Source organism: Paenibacillus lutimineralis, from assembly GCF_003991425.1.
GTDB lineage: Bacteria > Bacillota > Bacilli > Paenibacillales > Paenibacillaceae > Fontibacillus > Fontibacillus lutimineralis.
In genome coordinates, this window is the sequence record NZ_CP034346.1 from 576,349 (window position 1) to 600,730 (window position 24,382).

Below are 24,382 nucleotides of genomic sequence, written 5' to 3' on the forward strand. Positions count from 1 at the left end.
CTTTTCTTAATTTGATTAGTGCTATATTGTGCAACTCCAAAGCCGCCGTTAGGCGGCCTGGAGGAGTTACTGTAAGTGAGGCCTTATCCCTTGATGGAGCCGATCATCATTCCTTTGACGAAGTAACGCTGCAGGAAGGGGTAAGCGAATACGATTGGAAGCGTAGTTACAACCATCGTTGCCAGCTTCACCGATTGCGAGGTGACTGTCTTGGTTACGGCGCTTCCCTGCAAGGCGGTAGTCATAATATTCGAGCTGGACTGAGCGACTACCCGGTAAAGGAAGGTCTGGATCGGTTGCAGCGACTCTTTATTGATGTAGATAATCCCGGCGAAATAGTCATTCCATTGGTATACCCCGTGGAACAAGGCGATGGTAGCGATAACAGGCATCGATACCGGAAGCACGATTCGCACTAGAATCGTCCAGTCGTTGGCGCCGTCGATCCGGGCCGCCTCATCTAGTCCGTCGGGAATTTCCCGGAAGAAGGTCATAAAGATGATGAGGTCAAAAAAGCTGAACAGCACCGGAATAATGAAGACCGCAAATGTATCAAGCATATGCAAATCGCGGATCAGTAGATAAGTTGGAATGAGACCCCCGGAGAAGATCATCGTGATCGTTCCTAGAAAAATATAGAACCTTCCAAAAATCAACTCTCTGCGTGAGAATGCGTAAGCTACCATGGCGGTGAAGAAGACGTGAGCTCCCACGCCCACGAGAGTCTTGGCAACGGTGAGCAGCATGGCCGTCGTAATACCGGGATTGTCGAATACTGCCTTGAAGTTCTCCAGGCTGAATACCCGCGGCCACCAGTAGATGCCGCCCAGCATGGCGTCCTTACCGTCGTTGAACGCATTGATCAGGACATACCAGATCGGATACAGGGTAACGAAGCAGATTAGCAGCATCCCTAGATTATTAATAATATCAAAAACGGCTTCGCCTTTTGTTTTACGTTTTATTAAAGACATTTGAAGTTCCTCCTCGGCCTAAAATAACGAAGTATCGTTGAGTTTTTTGGATACTTGGTTCGCAATCAGCAGCAGCGTAAGCGCAATAACGGATTTGAACAATCCGATCGCTGCAGAGTACGAGTAACGGCCTTGGGAAATCCCTGTATAGTAGACATAGTAATCAATAACATTACTTGCACTGTCATTCAGAGAGTTACGCAATACAAGGATCTGGTCAAAGTTGGAGTTCAGCACACCACTGACTGCCAAGATAAACAGGATACTGATCGTTCCTTTGATCGCTGGAAGTGTGACATACCACATCTTCTGGAAGCGTCCGGCACCGTCAATGGTTGCCGCTTCATACATTTCAGGCGAAATCCCTGTAATCGCTGCCAGATAAATGATCGCTGACCAGCCAAGCTCCTTCCAAATATCCGATGTAATGACAATCGTCCAGAAGTATTTCGGTTCAGCCAGGTAGGAAATCGGCTGATCTATCAAATGCAAGGCCATAAGGATATCGTTAATGATCCCTACATCTGACAACCAAGTGGCCAGGATTCCACCGAGTACAACCCAGGATAGGAAGTGGGGAAGGTACGAAATGGTCTGGATCGCCCGCTTGAACCGCAGGATGCGCACCTCATTTAGAAAGAGCGCGAATATAATCGGAAGCGGGAATGTCATCAATTTAATCAAGCTGATCCCCAAAGTATTCTTCATCACGTAGCCAAAGTTCTCATCCGACAAGAACTCCTTGAAATGCTCCAGTCCGACCCAGGGCGCTTCGGAAATCGTTCTGATAATGTCATAGTCCTTAAATGCGATAATAACGCCGTACATAGGGATGTAGTTGAAAATGATCATCCATGCGATTCCGAGCAAAGCCATAATTTGAATATGTCTTTGAGATACAAGTTTCTTCAGCCATTTCTGCCTTGCAGTTGGTGGTGATAAATTCGAATCTATCATGGCTGTGGGCGGTGTAGACTTTTGCATTTCCATAGTAACCTCCAAGTTATGCAGTATCTTGTTTGAAAGCACTTTCGCTGAGCTTACTTTCATTGTAATTGGAAAACCCAGGAAGGATAATGCTTCAGATTTCGTATTGATGTACTCATTTTTCGGTTTATAGAACAAAAAATCTGTGAAAAGAAATGTCCGTTTTATTTTGTGATATATTTCATTTTTTCGACAATCCATATGGTGGTAACATGCTCAAAACATACTGCAGTACAGCAAATCTGGGAGAGACCCCATGCCTTAAGGCGGGGGATAGATATATACTGGATAGGGAAAGAGGCCTCGGGAACTTTAGTTTCCGAGGCCTCTTTTGTAATAAATCGAGATTTAGGGCAGCATACTGTTGGCTCGCTGGATAATCGAAGATATTTTTGACTCATGATTATAAATATTTTGCTTCTTCGTATTGATTTGGGTTGATAGAGTAAGTAGTCTGGCCAGAGTATCCGTCGCCCGATCCGCGTCATTCTTCTTCACCGCAGCTTTGAAATTGGACCATTCGGTGGTTAGCTGTTTGTTGGGGGTGGAGATAGCACTTTTCTCGGCCTTGATCTTCGTCTTGACAGCATCGATTTCCGATAGGACGCTGCGAATTTGCTTCTGTTTCTTCGTTCTTTCTGATTTGGCGGTCTTCAATGCGGCCTCCTTCGACTTGAGGTCCTGCTTGGTGATATCGACAACCAATTTCATTCCTTCGGCTTGTGCCTTCAATACCTTGTAAAGAGATTTGTCCTTCAATTTATTGGCGGCGGCTACCTGTTTATTGAATGAGGTATACGAGGTATATAGAGGCTGGTATTTCGATTTGGTTGTCTTGACCTGCTCCTCGAGCTTGCTGATCTTGCTTGCATCGATATTGCCGATGGCCTTGCGCACAGCGGATGCCTTGCTCTCATTGTCGTAATGCAGGGCCGATGTTCGGTCATCCAGACTTAATATCTGTGTCCGGCTGCTCTTGAAGTCCGTGTATTGCTTGCGGAGCTTGGACCCGTTCTTTCCCGTTTTATCTGCGGTAGCGTCGAGTTGAGCGTTGATCGAGTCGGTGAACTCGATGGCTGCAGCGGATGCCTGGCCCGGAGGGGATAAGGCGGTGATTCCCGCAGCAATGAGAATGATGAGCGCCAGTACAGTTATGCCAGTCCTAAGATGGTTTACCATAGAGCATCTCTCCCTAATCAGATTGTGCTGCATACGAGTCATAATCATCTAAGTACACGCGAAAAAGCACCCGCAGGCCAGGCTCGTGAAGAGCCAAGCTTACGGGTGCTTCCATCGTAAGATTGATCGTATTGCAGCTTCGTTCAATATACACGAAAATGGGGGATTTTGTCAATTGTAGGATGTGTTTTTGGAAAGTGAATAAATGGTTCACAGAATCGTAATACTTGACTTGACTTTGTTCAGAAATCATGGAAAATGAGGGAAATAATATACTTGGAGGGTTTATGGAGACAGAATCGCTATTGAAGGTTGAAGAGCTGGCCTTGAAGAAGTATAAGATCTTCCGGCAGAGCCAACTGCGCTACATCGCGAGGTCTATGCTGGCAAGCATGTTTATCGGATTCGGAGTGATTGTTGCTTTTAAGACCGGAAACTTCTTTTATATGGAGAATTCCCCGTTCACTTATCCGATGGCGGCGATTACTTTCGGCGCGGCCATCATTTTGATCGCTTATGGTGGAGGAGACTTATTCACCGGCAATACGTTCTACTATACCTATGCGGCCCTGCGCAAGAAATTGCAATGGTCTGAGGTCGGGAAGCTATGGGTATTCAGTTATGTAGGAAATATTATGGGAGCGGCAGTGTTCGCCCTGCTTATTTTCCTGACAGGTCTATTTACCGATGCTTCAGTGAATAGCTTCCTGCTGAATGTTGTAGAGCATAAGATGAATACCTCGGCGATCGAGCTGTTCTTCCGGGCTATTCTTTGTAACTGGCTCGTCTGTCTGGCCTTCTTCATTCCAATGTCGCTCAAAGGCGACGGGGCCAAGATGTTTGCGATGATGCTGTTCGTGTTCTGCTTCTTCATATCCGGTTACGAGCATAGTATTGCGAATATGTGTACCTTTGCGATCGCGCTTGTGCTGAACCATCCAGGAACGATCTCCTTTTATGGTGTTATCCACAACCTCGTTCCTGTAACAATAGGCAATTTGATCGGCGGCGTACTGCTGATGGGCTTTATGTATTATTTCGTGAACAAGCCTTTTCTGGATGCGGTGGAGAAGGAGAAGGATGAGTAGTAAATGGAAGTTAGGGCTGGTGACGGTGATGTCACCGGCCTTTTTATTTCCACGTAGAACAGTTTATGAGTCGGCAGCATTACATAGCTTCTCCATATATTTGAACAGTGCATGGAACTTGCCGCTATAGTCTTTCTTCCAGGGCTTTCTTTTGCCGCAGAAATGCAAGAATACAGTATGGTCTATCACATGCTCCATATCCCATTCGCCGTTGCTCGTAATTTTGTAATAGCGGTAGTATCTCGCATCATAATTGTACAGCTTCTCATCGATGCTCTTGATCCGTTTGGTATACAGCGCATTGATAATATCCTGATCCGGCATAATCAGCTTGGAGCGATTATTCTCAACGAAGTCGTAGATTTCTTCCTCGCTAATCCGCTTTCTTTGCAGCTTCAAATTCATCAGCAGTACTCCAGAATTATAATAAGCCTCGATTTTATAAGGGTTCAACCTCAGCTTGTTGATTTCTTTAATAGAGATAAGGTCATGAGAAGCAGCGGCATACAAATAATGCTCCAGATCGGTCTCGTAGAGCTCCCTGATGGAGTTAAGCACCAGAATATCAGGATCCAGATAGAGGATTCGCTCCATATGGTCTGGCAGGAAGCGGAAGGCGAGCAGGCGGTAATACATCTCCTTGGTGTAATGAAGCAGGGTAGGGGCTTCGGCGAAGCTTTGGTCGTCGACTTCAATCTCCTCTAGCAGGCTGCCGTTCCCTTGCTCAGCGCATAACCGGCGCAGCCCCTCGATCTCCTTGCGCTTTAAGCTTGAGTGCATGACATAAACCGTAAACCGCTCTCCCTTATTATTAAGGAATAAAGAGTAGAGCATCACTCGCAGAGGTTTCAAGTAGTTAGAGTTTAAGGTGACCAGAATATTTAGCGGTTCAGACATGTGGACATGCTCCTTGTAAAGATATTTCCATTGAGTATTCAATGGGCTATACCCTTATTGTATGAATAATGGGGGCAAACGAAAAGGTCCACTGGAGATTACACCCCAGTGGACCGGAATAGTATAGCAGATCAAGGGATCATTCCCTGACGGAGAATCTTATACTTATAGTGCGTGTTCAAAAAGTCCGGTTTTCAGCACCAAGAAGGTTGGATAAAGCTAGGGACTGAGGAGCGGAGCGTACGTTTTGGGTACGTGAGCACCGGAAGGCCCGGCTGAATTCAAGATTCGATGCCCGGTTGCTTCTTGATTCACTTCGTGATCAAAAGTGGACTTTTTGAACAACCTCTTATATTACTTGCTAGGAATTCAATGCAGCCTCCGTGACGCTCACGTCCGGCTCTGCCAGGAATACAGTGATCGGCAGGGAGGCAGCTCCTAACGCAGTGGAGCGAATACCTAATTTGGCGAAGTCGACATGGGTCTGCTTACGATGATAGGACAGGCTGCGCTTGCCTAGTGTACTTAACATCGCTTGCCGCAAATAGTCACCGGCCAGTGAGAGGCGGTTGCCAATCACAATTAACTCCGGATTAAGGATATTCACCAGATTAGCAAGGCCAACACCGAGCTGGGAACCAATCTGTTCAAGCAGAGTAAGCACTTGCTCATTACCTTGCTTAGCCTCCTTCAGAATGTCCTCTAGACTCGGAGCATGATCCTTCCACAGCGTTCCTGCTTGATCAAGCAGGGCCTTCTCGGAAGCAAGTGTCTCCCAGCATCCTCGATTCCCGCAACGGCATAATGGCCCATTCTCGGCAACGGTCATATGGCCGACCTCGCCCGAGAAGTTGGAGGTACCGCGGTATAGATCCCCGCCTACGATGATACCCGATCCAATCCCGATTCCGATGCTCAGGTAGATCAGGTCCTTTGAGTCTCGGCCTGCTCCGTACAATTTCTCACCGATTGCTCCGGCGTTCGCTTCGTTATCAATATGAATATTAGACCCAAATTCAGCGCTCAGAGCTTCATATAGATCGACATTATCCCAGCCAAGATTAGGAGCAGAGATGACCTGGCTCTTCTCGTCTACCAGACCGGGTACGCCAATGCCGATTCCAACAACGCCGTAGGGAGATGCAGGCAGTCTTCTCATCAACCCGCGAATCGTCTTGCGAATTTGATCAAGCACTTTGCCCGGAGAGTAGTCTTCCAGTGGGATCGTCTTCTCGCGGATCACATTGCCTTCCATATCTACGAGGACAGCCAGCAGATCATTAACGCGGATATCCACACCGATGGCAAAGCCCGCGCTACGATTGAACAGGAGCAGAGTAGGTTTACGTCCTCCGCTGGATTCACCCGGTCCGATCTCGGAGACGAGCTGGCTCTCGATCAGTTCAGACACAAGTGAAGAGACTGTTGCTTTATTGAGTCCGATCAACGATGAGATATCCGCCCTTGATAGCGGCTGCCGCTGTCTGATCGTATCCAGGACGATCGTCTTGTTCATTTTCTTGATTAACTGCTGGTCGCCCGTAATTTTCATCATTAATCCTCCAGAAATTATTGAACATAGTACTATAATAACACAAGGCGGGAAATAAAAATAAACAACTTAGTTAGTTTGATGAACAAATTAACGTTATTTAGATCTTACTGTAATGAAGGTGGAGCAGATGCTCGATCACACACAATAAATACGATAGGAAAAGGAGCTGACCAGGTGAGTAGGCAAGCTACTCATTCAGTCAGCTCCTTATGGAATTAAATTACGCTTGAATGTAGAAGATCAGTTCTTGGCCGTTCTTTACAGGCTCTTGCACAAGGGTATAGCCATGCTTGACAACCTCTTCCGGTACGTTCTTGAAGGCAGCCGGACAGTCTGCAATGACTTGTAATACCTGACCCTTCTTCATGTCCTGCAACGTTTCTAAAGAGTAGATTACAGGATACGGACAAGGTTCCCCTCTAAGATCCAATGTGAAATCGATGGTCATTTGTTTGCACCTCCTTTTTTGAAGCCAACGCCGAAGCGGTAATTTTTTTGCCAGTAGCTTGCTACGATATATCCGACGGCAAGCAATACGAGCGTGACGATAAGTGCCCAAGCCGGTCCCATGACGGAGATCAGATTGATTTTCGCTCCGCTCTTCACGAGCAGGTCGAATACGCCAAGATGATCCCAAGCATAGGCAAGGAAGGTAGCTCCGATAATGTTGCCAATGAATACGGGCAGGAAGATCACTTGTCCTTCCATTAAGCGGTACATCATACCCGTCTCGCAGCCGCCGGCAAGCACGATTCCGATGCCGAACAGAAGGCCGCCGATGAATGTGCTCGGCGCAGCTATTTTCGTAATCGGATCGACGCCGTTCACAAGAATGACGATAAGCGTCAAGACAGAGCTGATCGCCATCCCAAGAATAATAGCCTTCGTCATCGTGGCGCGTCCACTAATCCACAGATCGCGAAATGCAGAAGTGAAGCAGATCTGTCCTCTTTCAATTAGGATGCCGAAAGCAGCCCCGAAGATTGCCGCTACACCAAGCATCGTCTTGCCATTAAGGAAGAAATACACGATGAGTCCTGCGTAGACAACCGCAACAAGCCCGCCGATATAAGGCTGAACCTTTCTCGACTTGCGTACGGCGGGTGCCGCATTTCCTTTTTGCAGAATAGGCTTGCCCTTCCACCACCTCGTGCTGACGATCTTCACACCGACATACGTGCCGATGGCTGTAGCTGCCATGAAGATCCAGGCATGAAATGAGAATTGCGGTACACCCGTGAAGAAGGCAGCTAGATTGCAGCCCAGTGCCAGTCTTGCACCCACACCTGCAATAATGCCGCCAATCAGGCCCTGCACCAAGCGCCGCTTCTGCTTAGGTATGCGGATCTTGAAGTTGTTGCTTAACAGAATCATGATCAGTGCGCCGATGAACATGCCCCAGACAATCCATCCGTCCGTACGATCGAAGGTTGAGCCCTTCATCTGTATCAAGTCGAAGTAAGCCCAGTCGGAAATATCGATGCCGAAGAGCTGGAGAATATGTCCTCCAAAGCGAGTGAACTCGCCAGTAACGGCCCATACCGTATTGGTAATGCCGAAGTACAGAGCGCTGAGTACGCCTGCGATACCCATCGCGACATAAGGGCTCCAGTAGTTGGTGAACAGCTTCCGTAATGTTGTCATATCTTTATTACCCCTTCAACCCATCATAGTAGAGTCCGTTGGAAGCCGATAAGAAGCGGCTTTCTATACTCGACTGAACTATATGGATTTTTTTGAATACGGCCATTCACATTCTGCTAGAGCATAGTTGCAAATAAAACCATTTTTCATTCTACTACAATCTTCGCAAAATGTGGTGAAATAACATTTTGGAAAACAGACCATAGGTGCCCATGAGACATACTATTATATTTCAGTTAAATGTATTCATACGGGGTATACCGGGAGACCGCTGTGACGAAGCGGGATCATAACTGAGACATGGATAATAATATTTTCTTGTAGTCTTAGTTAGTTTACTAGACAAACTAAGTTGAACGTGATACGATCTAGGTGCAAAGGCAATCATACCTTTCGCAGATAGGGTGTAAATGCTTTCAAAAAACTCTAATTCAGGGAGGATTTTAGCGTGAGTTATTTTAAGAACATTAGCAAAATTCAGTATGAAGGCGCAGGTTCCGACAACCCGTTGGCATTCAAACATTATAATGAAAATGAAGTTGTGCTCGGCAAAACTATGAAAGAACATCTTCGTTTTGCAGTAGCTTACTGGCATACATTGACGATGAACGGCAGTGATCCATTTGGTCAAGCGAATATGATTCGTCCATGGGAGACTGTATCCGGTCTTGATCTGGCGAAAGCTCGCGTCGAAGTAAACTTCGAATTCATCGAGAAATTGGGCGCTCCTTACTTCTGTTTCCATGATGTTGACGTGGCTCCTGAAGGCGCAACGCTGAAAGAGTCTAACGAGAATCTTGACGTAATTGTCGCTAAAATTAAAGAAGGCATGAATTCCACAGGTGTTAAATTGCTCTGGAACACAGCTAATATGTTCTCCAATCCGCGTTATGTTCATGGTGCTGCTACTACTAACAATGCAGATGTATTCGCTTATGCAGCGGCGCAAGTGAAGAAAGGTCTGGAGACTGCGCTTGAGCTGGGCGCTGAGAACTATGTATTCTGGGGCGGCCGCGAAGGCTATGAGTCCTTACTCAACACGGATATGGGCTTCGAGCTGGATAACCTGGCAAGATTCTTCCAGATGGCTGTTGATTATGCGAAGGAAATCGGATATACCGGTCAATTCTTAATTGAGCCTAAGCCGAAGGAACCAACCAAGCATCAATATGACTTCGATGCAGCAACAACGATTTCTTTCTTGCAAAAATACGGCTTGGACAAACACTTCAAACTGAACCTTGAAGCGAATCACGCTACATTGGCTGGTCACACATTCGAGCATGAACTGCGCGTAGCTCGCATCAACAATATGCTCGGTTCGATCGATGCGAACCAAGGCGACATGCTGCTCGGCTGGGATACTGACGAGTTCCCTACAGATTTGTATGCTGTAACGCTCGCTATGTATGAAATCTTGGAAAATGGCGGTATTGGCTCCGGCGGCGTGAACTTCGACGCGAAGGTAAGACGTACTTCCTTCGAGCCTGAAGATTTGTTCTATGCGCACATCGCTGGTATGGATACCTTTGCTAAAGGCTTGAAAGTTGCTGGCAAAATGATTGACGACAAATTCTTCGAGAACCTGCTGGCTGATCGTTATGCAAGCTTCAAGACAGGCATCGGTGCCGATATCGTATCCGGCAAAGCAAACTTCAAGACATTAGAAGCTTATGCTCTTGAGCACAGCCACATCGTGAACAAATCGAACCATCTGGAGCTGTTGAAGGCTCGTCTGAACGAATATATTTTTGGAACCAAATAATAGCCGCTGACTAAACATGGTCAGTCGGGTGAAATAGATGATGAAGGGGCGCTGGTCGTCCCTTCTTTGTTAATAGTCCGGTTTTAATAGTTAGAACCCTAGAAGATTGAAGGGAGAAATATGAGATGAAGTACGTAATCGGTGTCGATCTTGGCACGAGCTCCGTTAAGACCTTGCTGGTGGATCTGCAGGGTGAGATCAAAGGCGAAGCAACCGCTTCTTATCCGCTTATTCACGAACGTCCTGGCTACAGCGAGCAGAATCCAGAAGAATGGGTGAATGGAACGATCGCCAGTCTGCAGCAATTGCTGCGGGAATCCGGTATATCTCCAGAGGATATTGAAGGAATATCCTTCTCCGGGCAAATGCACGGTCTTGTGCTGCTCGATGAACAGAACAACGTGCTGCGCAACGCGATTCTATGGAATGATACGCGCACGACGAAGGAATGCCGTGAGATTGAGCAGAAGCTCGGCGATGGATTGTTGAAGATTACCCGCAATGCGGCATTGGAAGGCTTCACGCTTCCGAAGGTTCTGTGGGTGCAGAAGCATGAGCCAGAACTGTTCGCAAGAGCGGCCCGCTTTGTGCTGCCGAAGGATTATTTGCGCTACCGTATGACGGGGCATATACAAATGGAAATTTCCGATGCAGCAGGAACATTGATGCTTAACGTTCCTGAAGGCAAATGGAGTGAAGAAATTGTTCAGGCATTCGGTTTGCCGGAGGGATTCTGTCCGCCGATCGTTGGCAGCTCGGAGGATACAGGAACGATTCTGCCTGAGTTCGCCAAGCTGAGCGGCTTGTCCGAGAAGACACGCGTATTTGGCGGTGGAGCCGATAACGCTTGCGGTGCCGTTGGCGCGGGGATCGTTCGTGAGGGCGATGCGATGTGCAGCATTGGCACCTCTGGTGTTGTACTGACCTATGAAGAAGACAAGAACAAGGATTTTGCTGGTAAAGTGCATTTCTTCAATCATGCGCATCCGGGCGCTTTCTATGCTATGGGCGTTACGCTGGCTGCAGGTTACTCTTTAAGCTGGTTCAAGGATTCACTTGCACCGGAGCTTAGCTTCGATGAGATGCTGAAGCCGGTTGCTGATCTGCCGCCGGGTGCGGACGGCCTGTTGTTCACGCCTTATCTGGTTGGTGAGCGCACACCACATGCCGATAGCGCGATTCGGGCCAGCTTCATCGGCCTGTCCGGTACGCATCGCCGCGAGCATATGGCACGCGCTGTGATGGAAGGCATAACGTTCTCACTGGCCGAGTCACTTGAGCTCTTCCGTCAGGCCGGAATCAACACCAGACGGATCATCTCCATCGGCGGTGGAGCGAAGAATCCGGTATGGCTGCAGATGCAGGCAGATATCTTCAATACACCGGTCGTCTCGCTTAAGAACGAGCAAGGCCCTGCCATGGGCGCCGCGATGATGGCTGCTGTAGGCAGCGGCTGGTTCGACAGCCTCAAGGAATGTGCTGACAAGTTTATCGCATACGGTAAGACGTTTGAACCGATTCCTGCAAATGTGGCCGCTTATACTCGCCTCTTCAAGCTGTATCAGCAAGTTTACTCGGCGACCCGCGAACTGAATCAAGGCTTACAGGAGTTCCGCGGTTAATCGGATATTAATCTTATATAATAGTGCAGCGCCCGACCTTCAGTAGACCCTGAAGACGGGCGCTTGTTCTATGTATAGGATAACGGTTATGATAATTCTGCCGGCTTTATCCGGATCGTGGCTTACAGATCGAAGGAGGACATTGATGATTCATGAAGATTTACCGCAAATATTTCAAAGATAAATTGTTTCTGAAGATCATTTTTCTCTTTTCGATGATTACGATCGTAACCATTATCATCTTCTCTTATTTGATGTTCCGCTCCATGTCTGACGCCGCGGTAGAGCGGCAGCTGGGTATCCAGCGTAGCGCAGTGCAGAATATCAATAAATATATCAACAACAAATATGAATCTGTGCAGAACATGATGCGTGACACTTATAGGGACGCTGATTTGGCTTTCAACACCTCTTATTTCCTGGAGCATCCGTACAAAGACTACGTCGAATTCAGGCTGAATCGCAATGATAGTGGATTGACCAGTGATACCGTGCAGATATTCAGAAATCGGTTCGAGGATGATCCAGACATCGCGACCCTGATGCTGTACAGTGCTTCTTTACAGCAGTTGTATGTATATAACGATGTTAATTTTAAAATCATCAGTACCAATGCGGCGAGATCTCTCGTTCCCGATGCGATGTATGCTGGAGAGAGCTCGAAGGTTTCCACACCTAATGTGTGGGTGAGAAAGACGATTGAGATGCCGGAGTCGCCGATGTTCTCCGTGCGCATACCGATCAACAATAACATCACATTGCGCAATATCGGCCAATTAGAGGTATATTTCAACTCAGAAAAAATATGGAACAGTATTGAAAATTACAGGGAGGAAATCAAGGGACGGATCGTTGTATTATCCGGTAACGGAGACGTCATTTTCGATACGGATGGAAGTTTCTATGGAGACAGATATCCATATGTGGAGCAGATTAACTCGGTGTACGACAATGATGTGACAGAGGAAGGGGACTCAATCATCAAGCTGACGGACACCCAGGGGGGATATACCGTGCTGAGCCTGATCCCCAAAAATGAACTTGCCGGAACCTATCGAGGAGTACGTAATACGATTGTTCTGGTCAGCTCCATCTGTATTCTGTTCGCGATCCTGATATCCTCTCTGTTCATTATGAATTTCGCCAGACGGACTCACAGCATTATTCAATTTACACGCAAGGTGAAGAACGGAGACTTGAATGCGAGAATTGCGGAGACCAAGGACGATGAGATTGGACAGATTGCCAAGAGCTTCAACGAGATGCTGGTCGATCTGAATTTGTATATCGACCGGGTCTATAAAGCGGAGATTAAGCAGAAGCATACCGAGATTGCTGCCCTTGAAGCAAGGGTAAATCCCCATTTCCTATACAATACGCTCGAAGTCATTCGCATGCGTGCCGTGTCCCAGGGGGCGGCGGATGTAGGGGAGATGATCTACAGCCTGTCCATGCTGTTCAAGAACTATGTTCAGCAGAAGCCTCGCTACACCCTGAAGGATGAGCTTGAAGCCTGCCGAATGTATCTCGAGCTGTTCCGAATCCGCTACAAAGATAAGTTCTCATACGAGATTATTTGCGATAAACAGCTGATGGGCAGGACTTTGTTGAAAATGTCTTTACAGCCGATTATCGAAAACTATATCCTGCATGGGATGCGGACCGATGGAACCGATAATGAGATTGCGATTAAGATTACGAAAATTGATGAATATCTATATGTTGAGATCAAAGATAATGGGCAGGGTATCCCTCCGGATCGCTTGGGACAAATTAAAGATGCACTCGCGAATTCGGATGAATATTCAGGCTCCTTTGGGCTGCGAAGCATACATGAACGGCTAAAATTGTTGTACGGAGCCCCGTATGGTGTAGATATCAAGAGTGATCTAGGGAGAGGAACGGTGGTCACCGTATTGTTCCCTGATCTGGGGGAGGATTGAATAGACGATGTACAAGGTGTTCATAGTCGATGATGAGCCATTTATTATTGAAGGCTTATACGATATTGTGGATTGGGCGGAGCTCGATATGGAGATCGTTGGACAAGCCGGGAATGGACTTGAGGCGTTAGAAGCACTGAAGCATATCCCTGCCGATATACTCGTCACCGACATTTCTATGCCCAAGATGAATGGGCTTGATCTAATTCGTCAGGCTCGTGAATTGCATCCAGAGCTTAAAGTGATTGTCCTGAGCGGTTTTAACGAGTTTGATTATTTAAAGGAAGGCATGCTGCTCGGCATCGAGAATTATTTGCTGAAGCCGATTAACCTTGAGGAGTTTAAAGCTACACTGAACACAGTTGCAGAGAAATTGAATGCCTCCAAGACTCCTTTCGTTGATCTGAGCGAGCAGAGCATATTGATCCTGAAGGACAATATTATGTATCGCTGGATAAGGAATCAGATTAAGCCTCAGGAGTTCCAGGAACGTGCTGACCTGCTAGGGATTCATTTAGACAAGCGCTATATCCTGGTATCGCTGCTGCGGTCCAGGGAATTGAGCCAATCGCTGTTCGATGCTGTGCTCCATCAATTGTGGGGCAAGGAGGGTGTGATTCCTTTCCGCGATGTAGAGGGAAATATTGTACTGGTGTATAACTTCGATGAACTGGAACAAGGCCTGGAGGAAGTGGAACTAACGAATCATCAGCTGATGAACGTTCTGCTGTCTTACCGTCCGCTTAGGATGTCGATTGGCAGTACCCAGGAGATGGAGGGAGAGTCCTCCCTGAGCTATATTCACGCCAAGAAAGCGCAGGAATACTTCATGATCTATCCGGAGGAGGAGATTCTTCACTATAACCAGTTGAAGGATCATCAGGATAATGCCGAGCGCAGCATTCCGATGAATTGGAACGATTATTCGAAGCTGATTATGGCGAAGGATAAGGCTGGGCTAATTGCTCGCATAGATGAAGATTTCGGGGTGCTGCAGCAGATGCAGGGCATATCGCCCAGACTGCTTCAGGAGTTGGCCATGGAATGGATTATTCGCTTCAAGATGCAGCTTGAGGAGATCAGGCATGACGAGGAAGCCGATCTTTACAAGAATCAGTTCGCGAGAATCCGCACGACGTCATCTATTGAAGAACTGGTTCAAATTATGCATGAGGTCGCAGATATTACGGTCGAATCATTAGCCAATGATATGAAAAGTCCGGTCGTTCAACAGGTGCTCCATTATATCGACCAGTCCTACAACGAGGACATTTCACTGAAGACACTTGGGGCCCTGTACAATATCCATCCGGTCTATCTTGGTCAGCTATTCCATAAGGAGGTTAATCAGTCCTTCACCGATTACATCAATTGGTATCGGATTGAGAAGGCCAAGGAGCTGCTGAAGCACAGTCCCATGAAGGTACAAGAAATCGCTCGGGGTGTTGGCTATTGGGAGACCGGGTATTTCTATAAGCAATTCCGTAAATATGTTGGTATTTCACCGACTGAATATAAAGGGCTTAGCTAGCGAATATCGCTGGCAAGCCTTTTTCTTTACTTTGTACATGGATTTATTTATTTTCACTTCTATTTGAAAATGCTTTCATAATTTAAAGTTAAGGTAGTCCTTGAATATAGAGCAGATAAATAGTCAAGGTTATATCAAAAGGAGGGTATTCAACAATGAGTTCTAAAAGAAAAAAATTCTCTCTAATGTTGGCCTCGCTGATGGCACTTACACTTCTTGTTAGTGCATGCGGAGGAAAGGCAAGTAATAACGCAGCTGGCGACGGTAAAGGTGAGAAACCAGTCGAATTGATCTGGTACACAATCGGCACGCCGCAAAAAGATACGGATAAAGTTATGGAAGAAGTCAACAAATATACGAAAGAGAAGATCAATGTCACTCTCAAGATGAAACAGATTGACTTCGGTGATTACAACCAAAAGATGCAAGTAATGGCTGCATCTGGCGAACCGATGGACATCTTGTTTACTAGCTCATGGGCATTTGATTATGTACAAAACGCACGTAAAGGCGCGTTTATGGAGCTTGATGATCTGCTGAAGACTCATGGTCAAGGCATCGTGAATACACTTGATCCTGCGTTCCTGGAAGGCTCTAAGGTAGATGGCCATAACTACGGTATTCCAGCTAACAAAGAATTGCCTGCTCAAGAAGTATGGCGCTTCAACAAAGAATTGTTAGACAAGTACAACCTGGACATGTCCAGCGTACACTCCTTGGATAGTCTTGAACCTATGTTGAAGACGATCAAAGAAAATGAGTCAAACATCACTCCTTTTGCGATGGATAAGAATTACATGCCTTTGATTCCATATGACTATGTCATTGAGAAATTACCAATGGCAGTTGCAATGGACACGAAGGACTATAAAGTAGTTAACGTTCTGGAAAGCCCTGAATTAAAAGCTGCTCTGAAAACGATGAACAAGTACTACAAAGCAGGTTATATTTCAGCGGAAGCGGCTACGACAACATCTACTGATGATCTGATGAAATCCGGTAAATGGTTCATGGACCGTGCTAGCACACAGCCTTATGCTGATAACCTCTGGTCCGCAAGTTATGGATACCCTGTAGTATCTACACCAGCTGGTGAGCCTTACATCTATAACTGGTCGGTAATGGGCTCCATGCAAGCGATCTCTGCTAACTCGAAATACCCTGAGAAAGCTATGGAGTTCTTGAACCTTCTGAACACAGATCCAGTACTTCGTAATATGGTTGACTCCGGTATCGAAGGGGTTCATTACGAAAAAGTTGGCGACAACGTTATGAAGAACTTGGATGCATCCAAGAATTATGATATGCCTACCTTCTCTCTTGGTAACGTCATGATTACTTACTTGAACGAAGGTGACCCTGCTGACAAGTGGGAAGAATTCAAGAAATTTAACGATTCTGGTATTCAAGCTCCATTGCTCGGATTCAACTTCGATACTTCGAAGGTAACAACTGAACTGGCTGCAGTTCAAAACGTGAAGGAAGAATACTGGTCTGCATTGATGACAGGTACGGTTGATCCGGATCAATACCTTCCGAAAGCAATCGAGAAGTTCAAAGCCGCAGGCCTTGATAAAATCATCGCTGAAGCTCAAAAACAAATCGATGAGTGGAGAGCAAGTACTGGTAAGTAATATCTAGAATATGAAGAAGATCGGGCGGGTGAATTGCCTACTGCCCGATCTTTTTTTCATTCGTACGTACGGCCGTCTTGAACAATTGTCTAAGGCCGACTATCTATCAACAGTCATTTTATTTCATTACATTCAGGAGGGGTAAAACGTGAAAAGGGTCGGCGAGTTTTTTCAGAATATCTTCAAAAATAGAATGATGCTGCTTATGGTGCTCCCTGGGGCACTCTGGTTCCTTTTCTTCTCATACCTACCGATGCTCGGTACGGTAATTGCATTTAAGGAATACCGCTTCGACCGGGATGGCTTCTGGGCCAGTATCGTTAATAGTAAGTGGGTTGGATGGCAGAACTTTAAGTTTCTGTTCAGTACGAATGATGCGTACATCATTACAAGAAACACGTTATTGTACAACATCGTATTTATCTTTTTAGGCTTGATTTTGTCTGTGTTGTTGGCCGTTATTTTGTCGGAAATCACGAACAAGCGGCTCTCAAAAGTATATCAGACCGGGATGTTCCTACCGTATTTTCTATCATGGGTCATCGTCGGTTATTTCACATTCAGCTTCCTTAGCTCGGATCGTGGTTTGCTGAACGGAGTGTTCAACTCGTTAGGGATTCCTCCAATTCAGTGGTATTCAGAATCAAAATATTGGCCGCTAATTCTTGTATTGGTATACCTGTGGAAAGCGGTAGGCTATAACAGCGTTGTGTATTTGGCATCGATTATGGGTATCGACAAATCCCTTTATGAAGCAGCAATGATTGACGGAGCTAGCAAAATGCAACAAATTCGTGCGATTACATTGCCGATGTTGAAACCGATCATTACGATTATGACTCTGCTGGCGATTGGGAAAATATTCTATGCAGACTTTGGTTTGTTCTATCAAGTACCAAGAGACTCCGGTACATTGTACGGGGTAACGAACGTTATCGACACTTATGTATATCGTGGACTGAAAACAACAGGTGAAATTGGCATGAGTGCTGCGGCAGGCTTATATCAATCCGTCGTAGGTTTCACACTCGTCATGACATCGAACTATATCGTACGCAAATTCGACAAGGATAACGCCTTGTTCTAAATATACTGCAAGGGAGTGAGCAGAGTGTCTAAAAGAAAGAAAGAACGTGATTTTCACAATCTATCGACACCAATGAATATAACTTTTAACCTGATTGCCGGAATTTTTTGCAATTCTTTGCGTGTTCCCTTTTCTATTCGTGGTTATCATTTCCTTAACGGATGAGGGAACGCTGGCCAAGAACGGCTATCGGTTAATTCCGGAGAAATGGAGCCTGGGTGCTTACCGCTACATGTTCGACATGGGCGATACGCTGCTTCGTTCATATGGGGTAACGATCTTAGTCACCGTGGTCGGTACAGTCATAGCCTTATTGTTCATGGCATTCTATGCCTATGCTATCTCCAGGAAAAGCTTCCGCTACCGTAATTTCTTCTCCTTCTTTGCTTTCTTTACGATGTTGTTCAACGGCGGTCTCGTTCCGACCTACATCATCGTAACGCAATTGATGGGACTTAAGGATACGATCTGGGCTCTGATCCTGCCATTGGCCGTGAACGCCTTCTACATTATGATTCTGCGGACGTTCTATGCAACAAGTGTTCCTGAGGCTATTATAGAATCAGGGAAAATTGACGGCGCGGGCGAGTTCCGCATCTTTATCAAGCTCGTTCTTCCATTGTCCTTACCTGGTCTTGCAACCATCGGCTTGTTCAGTACCCTCGGTTACTGGAATGATTGGTTCAACGCGTTGCTGTACATCGACAATCCAAATCTAGTACCGCTGCAATCGATGCTGATGCGGATTGAGACAAGTATGGCGTTCATTATGCAAAATGCACAGAACAGTTCGCTTAGTCTCGAAGCGATGAGATCAATGCCGCAGGATACTTCACGTATGGCGATGGTCGTTATGGCTACGCTACCGATCATCTTTGCGTATCCATTCTTCCAGCGTTATTTCATCCAGGGTCTGACCGTAGGGGCTGTTAAAGAATAGGTTCTTCATAGAAATGCAAGTACAAAAAGTCCAATTTTCAGCACCGCGAAGGTTGGACTTTTTGAACACAACCTCTGGAAGGAGAGTGCGGAAAACTGTGATCTATAAGGATCGTAACTATTCCAACTCGGAACGAGCTCAGAATCTGCTCAGTCTGATGACGCTTGAAGAGAAGGTTGGACAACTGGTTCAACCGTTCGGGTGGCAGGTCTATGAGCATAGGGACGGTAACATCGAACTGACCGAAGCTTTCAAGAAGCAGATTGAAAGCGGAGGAGTTGGCTCCCTATACGGTGTGCTTCGCGCTGATCCATGGACCGGCGTGACGCTGGAGACAGGATTATCGCCAGAAGAAGGCGCGGCGGCTGTCAACGAAATTCAGCGTTATGCAATCGAGCATTCCCGCTTAGGCATTCCGATCCTGATCGGAGAGGAATGTTCGCATGGTCATATGGCGATAGGTGCTACTGTATTCCCGGTGCCACTCAGCCTGGGTAGTACCTGGAATGTGGAGCTGTATCGTGAGATGTGCCGCGCTGTGGCCCGTGAGACACGGAGCCAGGGTGGGGCAGCCACTTATTCGCCGGTACTTGATGTAGTCCGTGATCCGCGTTGGGGCCGGACTGAGGAGTGCTTCGGCGAAGATGCTTACTTGATAAGTGAGCTTGCAGTAGCTTCTGTGGAAGGGCTGCAAGGTCAGTCGCTGGATCAAGATGAGAGTGTGGCCACTACCTTGAAGCATTTCGTAGGCTATGGAAGCTCGGAAGGCGGCAGAAATGCCGGGCCGGTGCATATGGGCAAACGGGAACTACTGGAGGTCGATCTGCTTCCATTCAAGAAAGCTGTGGAGGCAGGAGCGGCATCGATTATGCCGGCTTACAATGAGATCGACGGTATTCCTTGTACAACGAATCATGAGTTACTGCAGGATATACTCCGCACGGAGTGGGGCTTTGAAGGCATGGTTATTACCGACTGCGGTGCAATCAACATGCTGGCTGCAGGTCATGATACCGCAGAAGATGGTATGGATGCGGCTGTTCAGGCTATTCGCGCTGGTATTGATATGGAGATGTCCGGTGAAATATTCGGCAATCATCTACTTGAGGCTGTACGACAAGGCAAGTTGGATGAAGTTATTATCGATACTGCCGTTCTCCGCGTACTCGATTTGAAGTTCAAGCTAGGCTTGTTCGACGCACCGTATGCTGATCCTGAGCACGCAGCCAGAGTTATCGGTAGTGAAGAACATATTACAATCGCTCGGAAGCTCGCTGAAGAGGGCATTATTCTATTGAAGAATGAAGATCAGACTCTTCCGTTATCGAAGAAGTCTGGTAGGATTGCCGTAATCGGACCGAATGCCGATATCGGCTACAATCAGCTTGGAGATTATACTTCTCCACAACCGCCTGCGAATGTAACGACTGTACTAGGCGGAATTCGCAGTAAGCTTGCGGACGAGCCGGAACGCGTGCTCTATGCTCCAGGCTGCCGGATTAAGGATGAATCGAGAGAGGGCTTTGATTATGCTCTTGAATGTGCAAGACAAGCTGATACGGTCGTGATGGTTGTTGGCGGTTCCAGTGCGCGTGACTTCGGTGAAGGAACCATTGATCTGAAGACGGGAGCCTCGAAGGTGACGGATCGCTCCTGGAGCGATATGGATTGCGGTGAGGGAATCGACCGTATGTCACTCAAGCTGTCCGGAGTGCAGCTTGAATTGATTCAAGAAGTATATAAGCTTGGTAAACCTGTAATCGTTATCTATATTAACGGCCGTCCGATAGCGGAGCCATGGATTGAAGACCACGCGAATGCGATTCTTGAAGCTTGGTACCCAGGTCAAGAGGGAGGACATGCCATCGCAGATATCCTGTTTGGCGATGTGAACCCTTCCGGCAAATTGACAATTTCCATACCGAAGCATGTCGGACAACTGCCAGTTTATTATAATGGCAAGCGCTCAAGAGGTAAGCGTTATCTAGAGGATGATTCTCAGCCGCGCTATCCGTTTGGCTATGGACTGAGCTATACAGAGTTCAGTTATTCCAATCTTACAGTTCAGCCGCAGACCATTTCTGCGGGAGGAACAGCAAAGGTTAGCGTTGAAGTAAGAAATATCGGCGATCGTGTTGGCGCGGAGGTTGTGCAAATGTACATTTCCGACGTTGCTAGTACTGTAACTAGACCGGCCAAGGAGCTTAAGGGTTTTCACAAAATAACTCTGGCTCCAGGTGAGAGCAGGACGGTAGAGTTTACAGTCGGTGCAGAGCAGTTGCAATATATCGGAGCGGACTATAAACCGGTCGTTGAGCCGGGAGAGTTCCGTGTGCTGGTAGGTAAGCATGTGAACGACACGTTAAGCGCCCATTTACTTGTGCTGGAGGATTAATTGGGATGGAACGGATTAGGCGTTTTATTCGGGAACTATCTGAGTGTCAATGGTTGGAGCAGCGTGAGCTGCGTGATTGGGAAATCGTATCATCTACGTACGAATTGCCAGGACAATATGTCGATTTAGCTCCTTTTACAGAAGGGCAAAATTTCGAGCTTTTTCCTAGCAAGCAGGGAACGACATACTTTTTCCGTAAGCAGCTTGATATTCCGCAGGATTGGATGCAGCAGGGGCAGCATATCGGCCTGATCTTCCAATCCGGGGGCGAAGGGCTGCTGCGTATCAACGGGAAGTCTTATCAAGGTCTGGACCGCAATCATACTTTTGTTACCCTAAGCAATGACATGATAGGACGTCCGCTGGAGCTTGAAATCGAATTGTTCGATCCGATTCCGGAACCGGTAGATCCGTTGAATCAGCAAGCCGTGATCCAGCCGCCGATCCGCTCGATTTATAGCTCGATCGTTAGCGTGAATCGCCCGGTGCAACAGCTGATGTATACGGTGACGGTTATCCGCGATTCGACGGTACTGCTGCCAGAGCAGGATTTTCGCAGAGTTCGTTTGATTGAGGCGTTATACCAAGCCATGGATGAATTTGTCTCACTTGATCGAGGGGCTATTCGTGAAGGCGGCCTGATAGCGGCCATAGATGAAAAGCTCAGACACAGCATCTTTGCGATCGGTGGAAACGCCGAAGGTTTGATCCACATGGTTGCTCAGTCGCATATCGACATTGCCTGGTTATGGCCGGCACGTGAGACGGTGCGTAAGACGAGTCGCACTTTCTCCACGGTTGATGCGTTAATGAATGAGTATCCAGAGTACCGATATGCCCAGAGTCAGCCGCAGTTGTTCGAATATCTGAAGGATAATGATCCTGAGTTGTATGAGAGAGTGAAGCTCAGGATTCAAGAAGGACGCTGGGAGCTTGTCGGCGGCATGTGGGTTGAACCGGATTTGAATATTCCGAGCGGTGAGTCGTTAATGCGCCAGATGTTGTACGGACAACGGTTCTACGAGGAAGAGTTCGGACGCAGCTCCAAGATTGAATGGCTGCCGGACACCTTCGGGTATTGCGCATCACTGCCGCAGATTCTGAAGCATGGCGGCATTGAATATTTCATGACGACGAAGCTTGGTTGGAACGACACGAATGTATTCCCATATGATCTGTTCTATTGGGTAGGTATCGACGGAACGCCAATGTTGTCTTATCTGAATCATGGCGTTAATGAGAATACGCTACCTAAGGATGTTCACGATCATTGGCAATCTTTCCGGGAGAAAGCAAGGCATAATGAGCAAATGCTGCTGTACGGGCATGGCGATGGAGGCGGCGGAGTCACTCGGGAAATGCTGGAGTATATTAGGCGTTCTGAGTTGATGGTTGGTCAGCCTTCTAGTCAATTTAGCTCAGCGGCTGACTTCTTTGCAGGTATTACTGAGGCCTCGCCGCAGCTTCCAAGATGGAGGGGCGACCTATATCTGGAACTGCACCGTGGGACCTATACAACCCATGGACGTAATAAACGGAACAACCGGAAGGCTGAGGTTCTGTACCGGGAGGCCGAATTGTGGAATGCGTTGGCGGCGCCGGAGTTAGTGGCCGATCAGAAGCAGGAGATCAGCCGCTCTCTGCATAACGGCTGGAAGCTTATTCTGCTTAACCAATTCCATGATATCATTCCAGGCTCTGCGATTACGGAGACTTATGAGACCTCAATGAAGGAATATAGAGAGATATTTGAACTTGGGAACAACGGTCTGCAGCAAGGTCTGAAGGCTTTGACAGATTGCGTGAATACAGAAGGCGAAGGCCAGCCTTATATCGTATTTAACAGCCTAGGCTGGAGCCGGAATGCTATCATAGAAATTGCAGGTCCTGATCGGAGCAATCTACTAGCTGTATATGATGGGGACGGACTTCGTCTCGCTCATGAAGCTATTGGTGCTGCCGAAGGAAGCCAGCCGATACTGGTTCAGGTACCGGATGTTCCGGCATTTGGCTATAAGACGGTCTGGGTGAAGCAGGAAGCATCCGAGGCTCCGGCCTTATCAGACAAGATGTCTGAAGATCTCCTGGCGCAGGGTTGGGAGACTGGGTACTACCGGATTCACTTCAATAACCAGGGCGAGATTATCAGCTTGTATGACAAGTCAGCTGATCGGGAGATCATTCAGGCCGGGGAACGTGCGAATCGCTTCCACTTCTTCCATGACCGTCCTACGCTTTGGGATGCCTGGGATATCGATACCAGGTATGAGGAGCAGCCTGCAGGTGATGCAGAGCTGCTGGAGATGAAGGTGCATAGTACAGGCCCCATCCAGGACGTGCTTCGTTTCCGTTGGAAATTGAATGAATCAGAGATTACGCAGGAGATGATCCTGTATCATCAAGACAGGCGCATCGATTTCAAGACGAGAGTACATTGGAACGAAGCCCATAAGCTGCTTAAGGTAGGATTCCCTATCGATATCGTAACGGATAAAGCAACATATGAAATTCCGTTTGGTGCGCTGGAGCGACCTACTCATCGTAATACGAGTTGGGAGCAGGCGCAGTACGAGGTGTGCGGCCATCGCTTCGTCGATGTGTCGGAGCATGGGTATGGTGTCAGTCTGCTGAATGACTGCAAGTACGGTTATGATATTCATGGCAGTACGATTCGTCTGTCACTGCTGCGAGCGCCGAAATGGCCGGACCGTTCCGCTGATCTTGGCGAGCATGAATTCACTTACTCGCTGTATCCGCATAAGGGAGATTGGCGTGAAGCGCATACGCTTAGAAGAGCAGCGGAACTGAACCATCCTGCTGAGGTGACTGAAGTGGAGCGTGGGCAAGGAAAGCTTCCAAGCGTGCAGTCCTTGATCCAGTTTACAGGACAGCATGTCGTACTGGATTCAATTAAACCATCGGAGGATGGCCAGGCAAGTATTCTACGCCTGTACGAATCCTCTGGCGGACGGGAGAGAATCACCCTGCAATGGCCGCAGTCATGCAAGGAGATATTCCTCTCGGATGCCCTGGAGCATGAGCTTGAGGTCATAGAGCATCAGGGCGGCTTGATCGAGCTGCAATTTGCTCCATATGAGATTAAGACGATCAGGATTAACAATTAATTCCATTAATTTTATC

At 47.3% G+C, this 24,382-nt stretch carries 16 protein-coding genes and 1 pseudogene; 10 read left to right on the forward strand and 7 right to left on the reverse strand.

The window, feature by feature from the left end:
• Positions 1–83: 83 nt before the first annotated feature.
• The 3 genes from EI981_RS02495 to EI981_RS02505 all read right to left on the reverse strand — a co-directional run bounded on the left by EI981_RS02495 (position 84) and on the right by EI981_RS02505 (position 3,140).
• Positions 84–974 (reverse strand): carbohydrate ABC transporter permease, encoded by an 891-nt coding sequence (locus EI981_RS02495; RefSeq protein ID WP_126995134.1) that lies wholly within the window; start codon positions 972–974, stop codon positions 84–86.
• Positions 975–992: 18 nt separating this feature from the next.
• Positions 993–1,931 carry an ABC transporter permease gene (locus EI981_RS02500; RefSeq protein ID WP_227011860.1) on the reverse strand — a complete coding sequence of 313 codons (939 nt, stop codon included), beginning with the start codon at positions 1,929–1,931 and terminating at the stop codon, positions 993–995.
• A 378-nt stretch (positions 1,932–2,309) separates the two neighbouring features.
• Positions 2,310–3,140, reverse strand: a complete 831-nt coding sequence (locus tag EI981_RS02505) for a hypothetical protein (protein WP_126995138.1) — start codon at positions 3,138–3,140, stop codon at positions 2,310–2,312.
• A gap of 287 nt (positions 3,141–3,427) precedes the next feature.
• On the opposite strand from EI981_RS02505, the gene EI981_RS02510 reads away from it, so the two are divergent.
• Entirely contained in the window at positions 3,428–4,228 is an 801-nt protein-coding gene (locus EI981_RS02510) for a formate/nitrite transporter family protein (RefSeq protein WP_126995140.1), read from the forward strand.
• A gap of 63 nt (positions 4,229–4,291) precedes the next feature.
• Here the strand turns inward: EI981_RS02510 and EI981_RS02515 are convergent, their stop codons facing one another.
• The 4 genes from EI981_RS02515 to yedE all read right to left on the reverse strand — a co-directional run bounded on the left by EI981_RS02515 (position 4,292) and on the right by yedE (position 8,324).
• Positions 4,292–5,125 (reverse strand): glycosyltransferase family 8 protein, encoded by an 834-nt coding sequence (locus EI981_RS02515; protein WP_126995142.1) that lies wholly within the window; start codon positions 5,123–5,125, stop codon positions 4,292–4,294.
• 361 nt (positions 5,126–5,486) lie between these two features.
• The gene (locus EI981_RS02520) at positions 5,487–6,677 is read right to left on the reverse strand and encodes an ROK family protein (protein ID WP_127004284.1); all 1,191 of its coding nucleotides are present in this window, start codon (positions 6,675–6,677) and stop codon (positions 5,487–5,489) included.
• 223 nt (positions 6,678–6,900) lie between these two features.
• Positions 6,901–7,128, reverse strand: coding sequence for a sulfurtransferase-like selenium metabolism protein YedF (gene yedF, locus EI981_RS02525; RefSeq protein WP_068779406.1), 228 nt, complete (start codon positions 7,126–7,128; stop codon positions 6,901–6,903).
• On the reverse strand, positions 7,125–8,324 hold the full coding sequence (gene yedE / locus EI981_RS02530; RefSeq protein ID WP_126995144.1) for a selenium metabolism membrane protein YedE/FdhT: 1,200 nt from the start codon (positions 8,322–8,324) through the stop codon (positions 7,125–7,127). Before yedE ends, yedF begins: the two co-directional genes overlap by 4 nt.
• A gap of 448 nt (positions 8,325–8,772) precedes the next feature.
• Here yedE and xylA point away from each other — a divergent pair, with 448 nt between their 5' ends.
• The 9 genes and pseudogenes from xylA (at position 8,773) to EI981_RS02575 (ending at position 24,366) form a co-directional block, all read left to right on the forward strand.
• Positions 8,773–10,089 carry a xylose isomerase gene (xylA, locus tag EI981_RS02535; protein WP_126995146.1) on the forward strand — a complete coding sequence of 439 codons (1,317 nt, stop codon included), beginning with the start codon at positions 8,773–8,775 and terminating at the stop codon, positions 10,087–10,089.
• A gap of 125 nt (positions 10,090–10,214) precedes the next feature.
• Positions 10,215–11,711 (forward strand): xylulokinase, encoded by a 1,497-nt coding sequence (gene xylB / locus EI981_RS02540; protein WP_126995148.1) that lies wholly within the window; start codon positions 10,215–10,217, stop codon positions 11,709–11,711.
• A gap of 152 nt (positions 11,712–11,863) precedes the next feature.
• Positions 11,864–13,654: a sensor histidine kinase gene (locus tag EI981_RS02545; protein WP_126995150.1), complete on the forward strand. Its 1,791-nt coding sequence runs from the start codon at positions 11,864–11,866 to the stop codon at positions 13,652–13,654.
• Positions 13,655–13,661: 7 nt separating this feature from the next.
• A complete protein-coding gene (locus tag EI981_RS02550) occupies positions 13,662–15,185 on the forward strand; it encodes a response regulator transcription factor (protein ID WP_126995152.1) in 1,524 nt (507 codons plus the stop codon).
• A gap of 155 nt (positions 15,186–15,340) precedes the next feature.
• The gene (locus EI981_RS02555; RefSeq protein WP_126995154.1) at positions 15,341–16,819 is read left to right on the forward strand and encodes an ABC transporter substrate-binding protein; all 1,479 of its coding nucleotides are present in this window, start codon (positions 15,341–15,343) and stop codon (positions 16,817–16,819) included.
• 193 nt (positions 16,820–17,012) lie between these two features.
• Positions 17,013–17,906 carry an ABC transporter permease gene (locus tag EI981_RS02560; RefSeq protein WP_193556474.1) on the forward strand — a complete coding sequence of 298 codons (894 nt, stop codon included), beginning with the start codon at positions 17,013–17,015 and terminating at the stop codon, positions 17,904–17,906.
• Between the two features lie 72 nt (positions 17,907–17,978).
• Positions 17,979–18,846 (forward strand): annotated as a pseudogene (locus tag EI981_RS02565) (carbohydrate ABC transporter permease).
• A 157-nt stretch (positions 18,847–19,003) separates the two neighbouring features.
• Positions 19,004–21,241 (forward strand): glycoside hydrolase family 3 N-terminal domain-containing protein, encoded by a 2,238-nt coding sequence (locus EI981_RS02570; protein WP_227011861.1) that lies wholly within the window; start codon positions 19,004–19,006, stop codon positions 21,239–21,241.
• A gap of 5 nt (positions 21,242–21,246) precedes the next feature.
• Complete coding sequence (locus EI981_RS02575; RefSeq protein WP_126995160.1) at positions 21,247–24,366, forward strand: alpha-mannosidase; 3,120 nt, start codon at positions 21,247–21,249, stop codon at positions 24,364–24,366.
• The last annotated feature ends 16 nt before the right edge of the window (positions 24,367–24,382 follow it).

Excerpts from the sequence above, each read along its gene's own strand:
- EI981_RS02520 (WP_127004284.1), bottom strand. The coding sequence starts at position 6,677 with ATGAAAATTACGGGCGACCAGCAGTTAATCAAGAAAATGAACAAGACG.
- EI981_RS02570 (WP_227011861.1), top strand. The coding sequence starts at position 19,004 with ATGACGCTTGAAGAGAAGGTTGGACAACTGGTTCAACCGTTCGGGTGG.
- EI981_RS02555 (WP_126995154.1), top strand. The coding sequence starts at position 15,341 with ATGAGTTCTAAAAGAAAAAAATTCTCTCTAATGTTGGCCTCGCTGATG.
- EI981_RS02495 (WP_126995134.1), bottom strand. The coding sequence starts at position 974 with ATGTCTTTAATAAAACGTAAAACAAAAGGCGAAGCCGTTTTTGATATT.
- EI981_RS02515 (WP_126995142.1), bottom strand. The coding sequence starts at position 5,125 with ATGTCTGAACCGCTAAATATTCTGGTCACCTTAAACTCTAACTACTTG.
- EI981_RS02545 (WP_126995150.1), top strand. The coding sequence starts at position 11,864 with ATGAAGATTTACCGCAAATATTTCAAAGATAAATTGTTTCTGAAGATC.
- xylB (WP_126995148.1), top strand. The coding sequence starts at position 10,215 with ATGAAGTACGTAATCGGTGTCGATCTTGGCACGAGCTCCGTTAAGACC.
- EI981_RS02505 (WP_126995138.1), bottom strand. The coding sequence starts at position 3,140 with ATGGTAAACCATCTTAGGACTGGCATAACTGTACTGGCGCTCATCATT.
- EI981_RS02510 (WP_126995140.1), top strand. The coding sequence starts at position 3,428 with ATGGAGACAGAATCGCTATTGAAGGTTGAAGAGCTGGCCTTGAAGAAG.
- EI981_RS02500 (WP_227011860.1), bottom strand. The coding sequence starts at position 1,931 with ATGATAGATTCGAATTTATCACCACCAACTGCAAGGCAGAAATGGCTG.
- yedF (WP_068779406.1), bottom strand. The coding sequence starts at position 7,128 with ATGACCATCGATTTCACATTGGATCTTAGAGGGGAACCTTGTCCGTAT.
- EI981_RS02560 (WP_193556474.1), top strand. The coding sequence starts at position 17,013 with ATGATGCTGCTTATGGTGCTCCCTGGGGCACTCTGGTTCCTTTTCTTC.
- EI981_RS02550 (WP_126995152.1), top strand. The coding sequence starts at position 13,662 with ATGTACAAGGTGTTCATAGTCGATGATGAGCCATTTATTATTGAAGGC.
- yedE (WP_126995144.1), bottom strand. The coding sequence starts at position 8,324 with ATGACAACATTACGGAAGCTGTTCACCAACTACTGGAGCCCTTATGTC.
- EI981_RS02575 (WP_126995160.1), top strand. The coding sequence starts at position 21,247 with ATGGAACGGATTAGGCGTTTTATTCGGGAACTATCTGAGTGTCAATGG.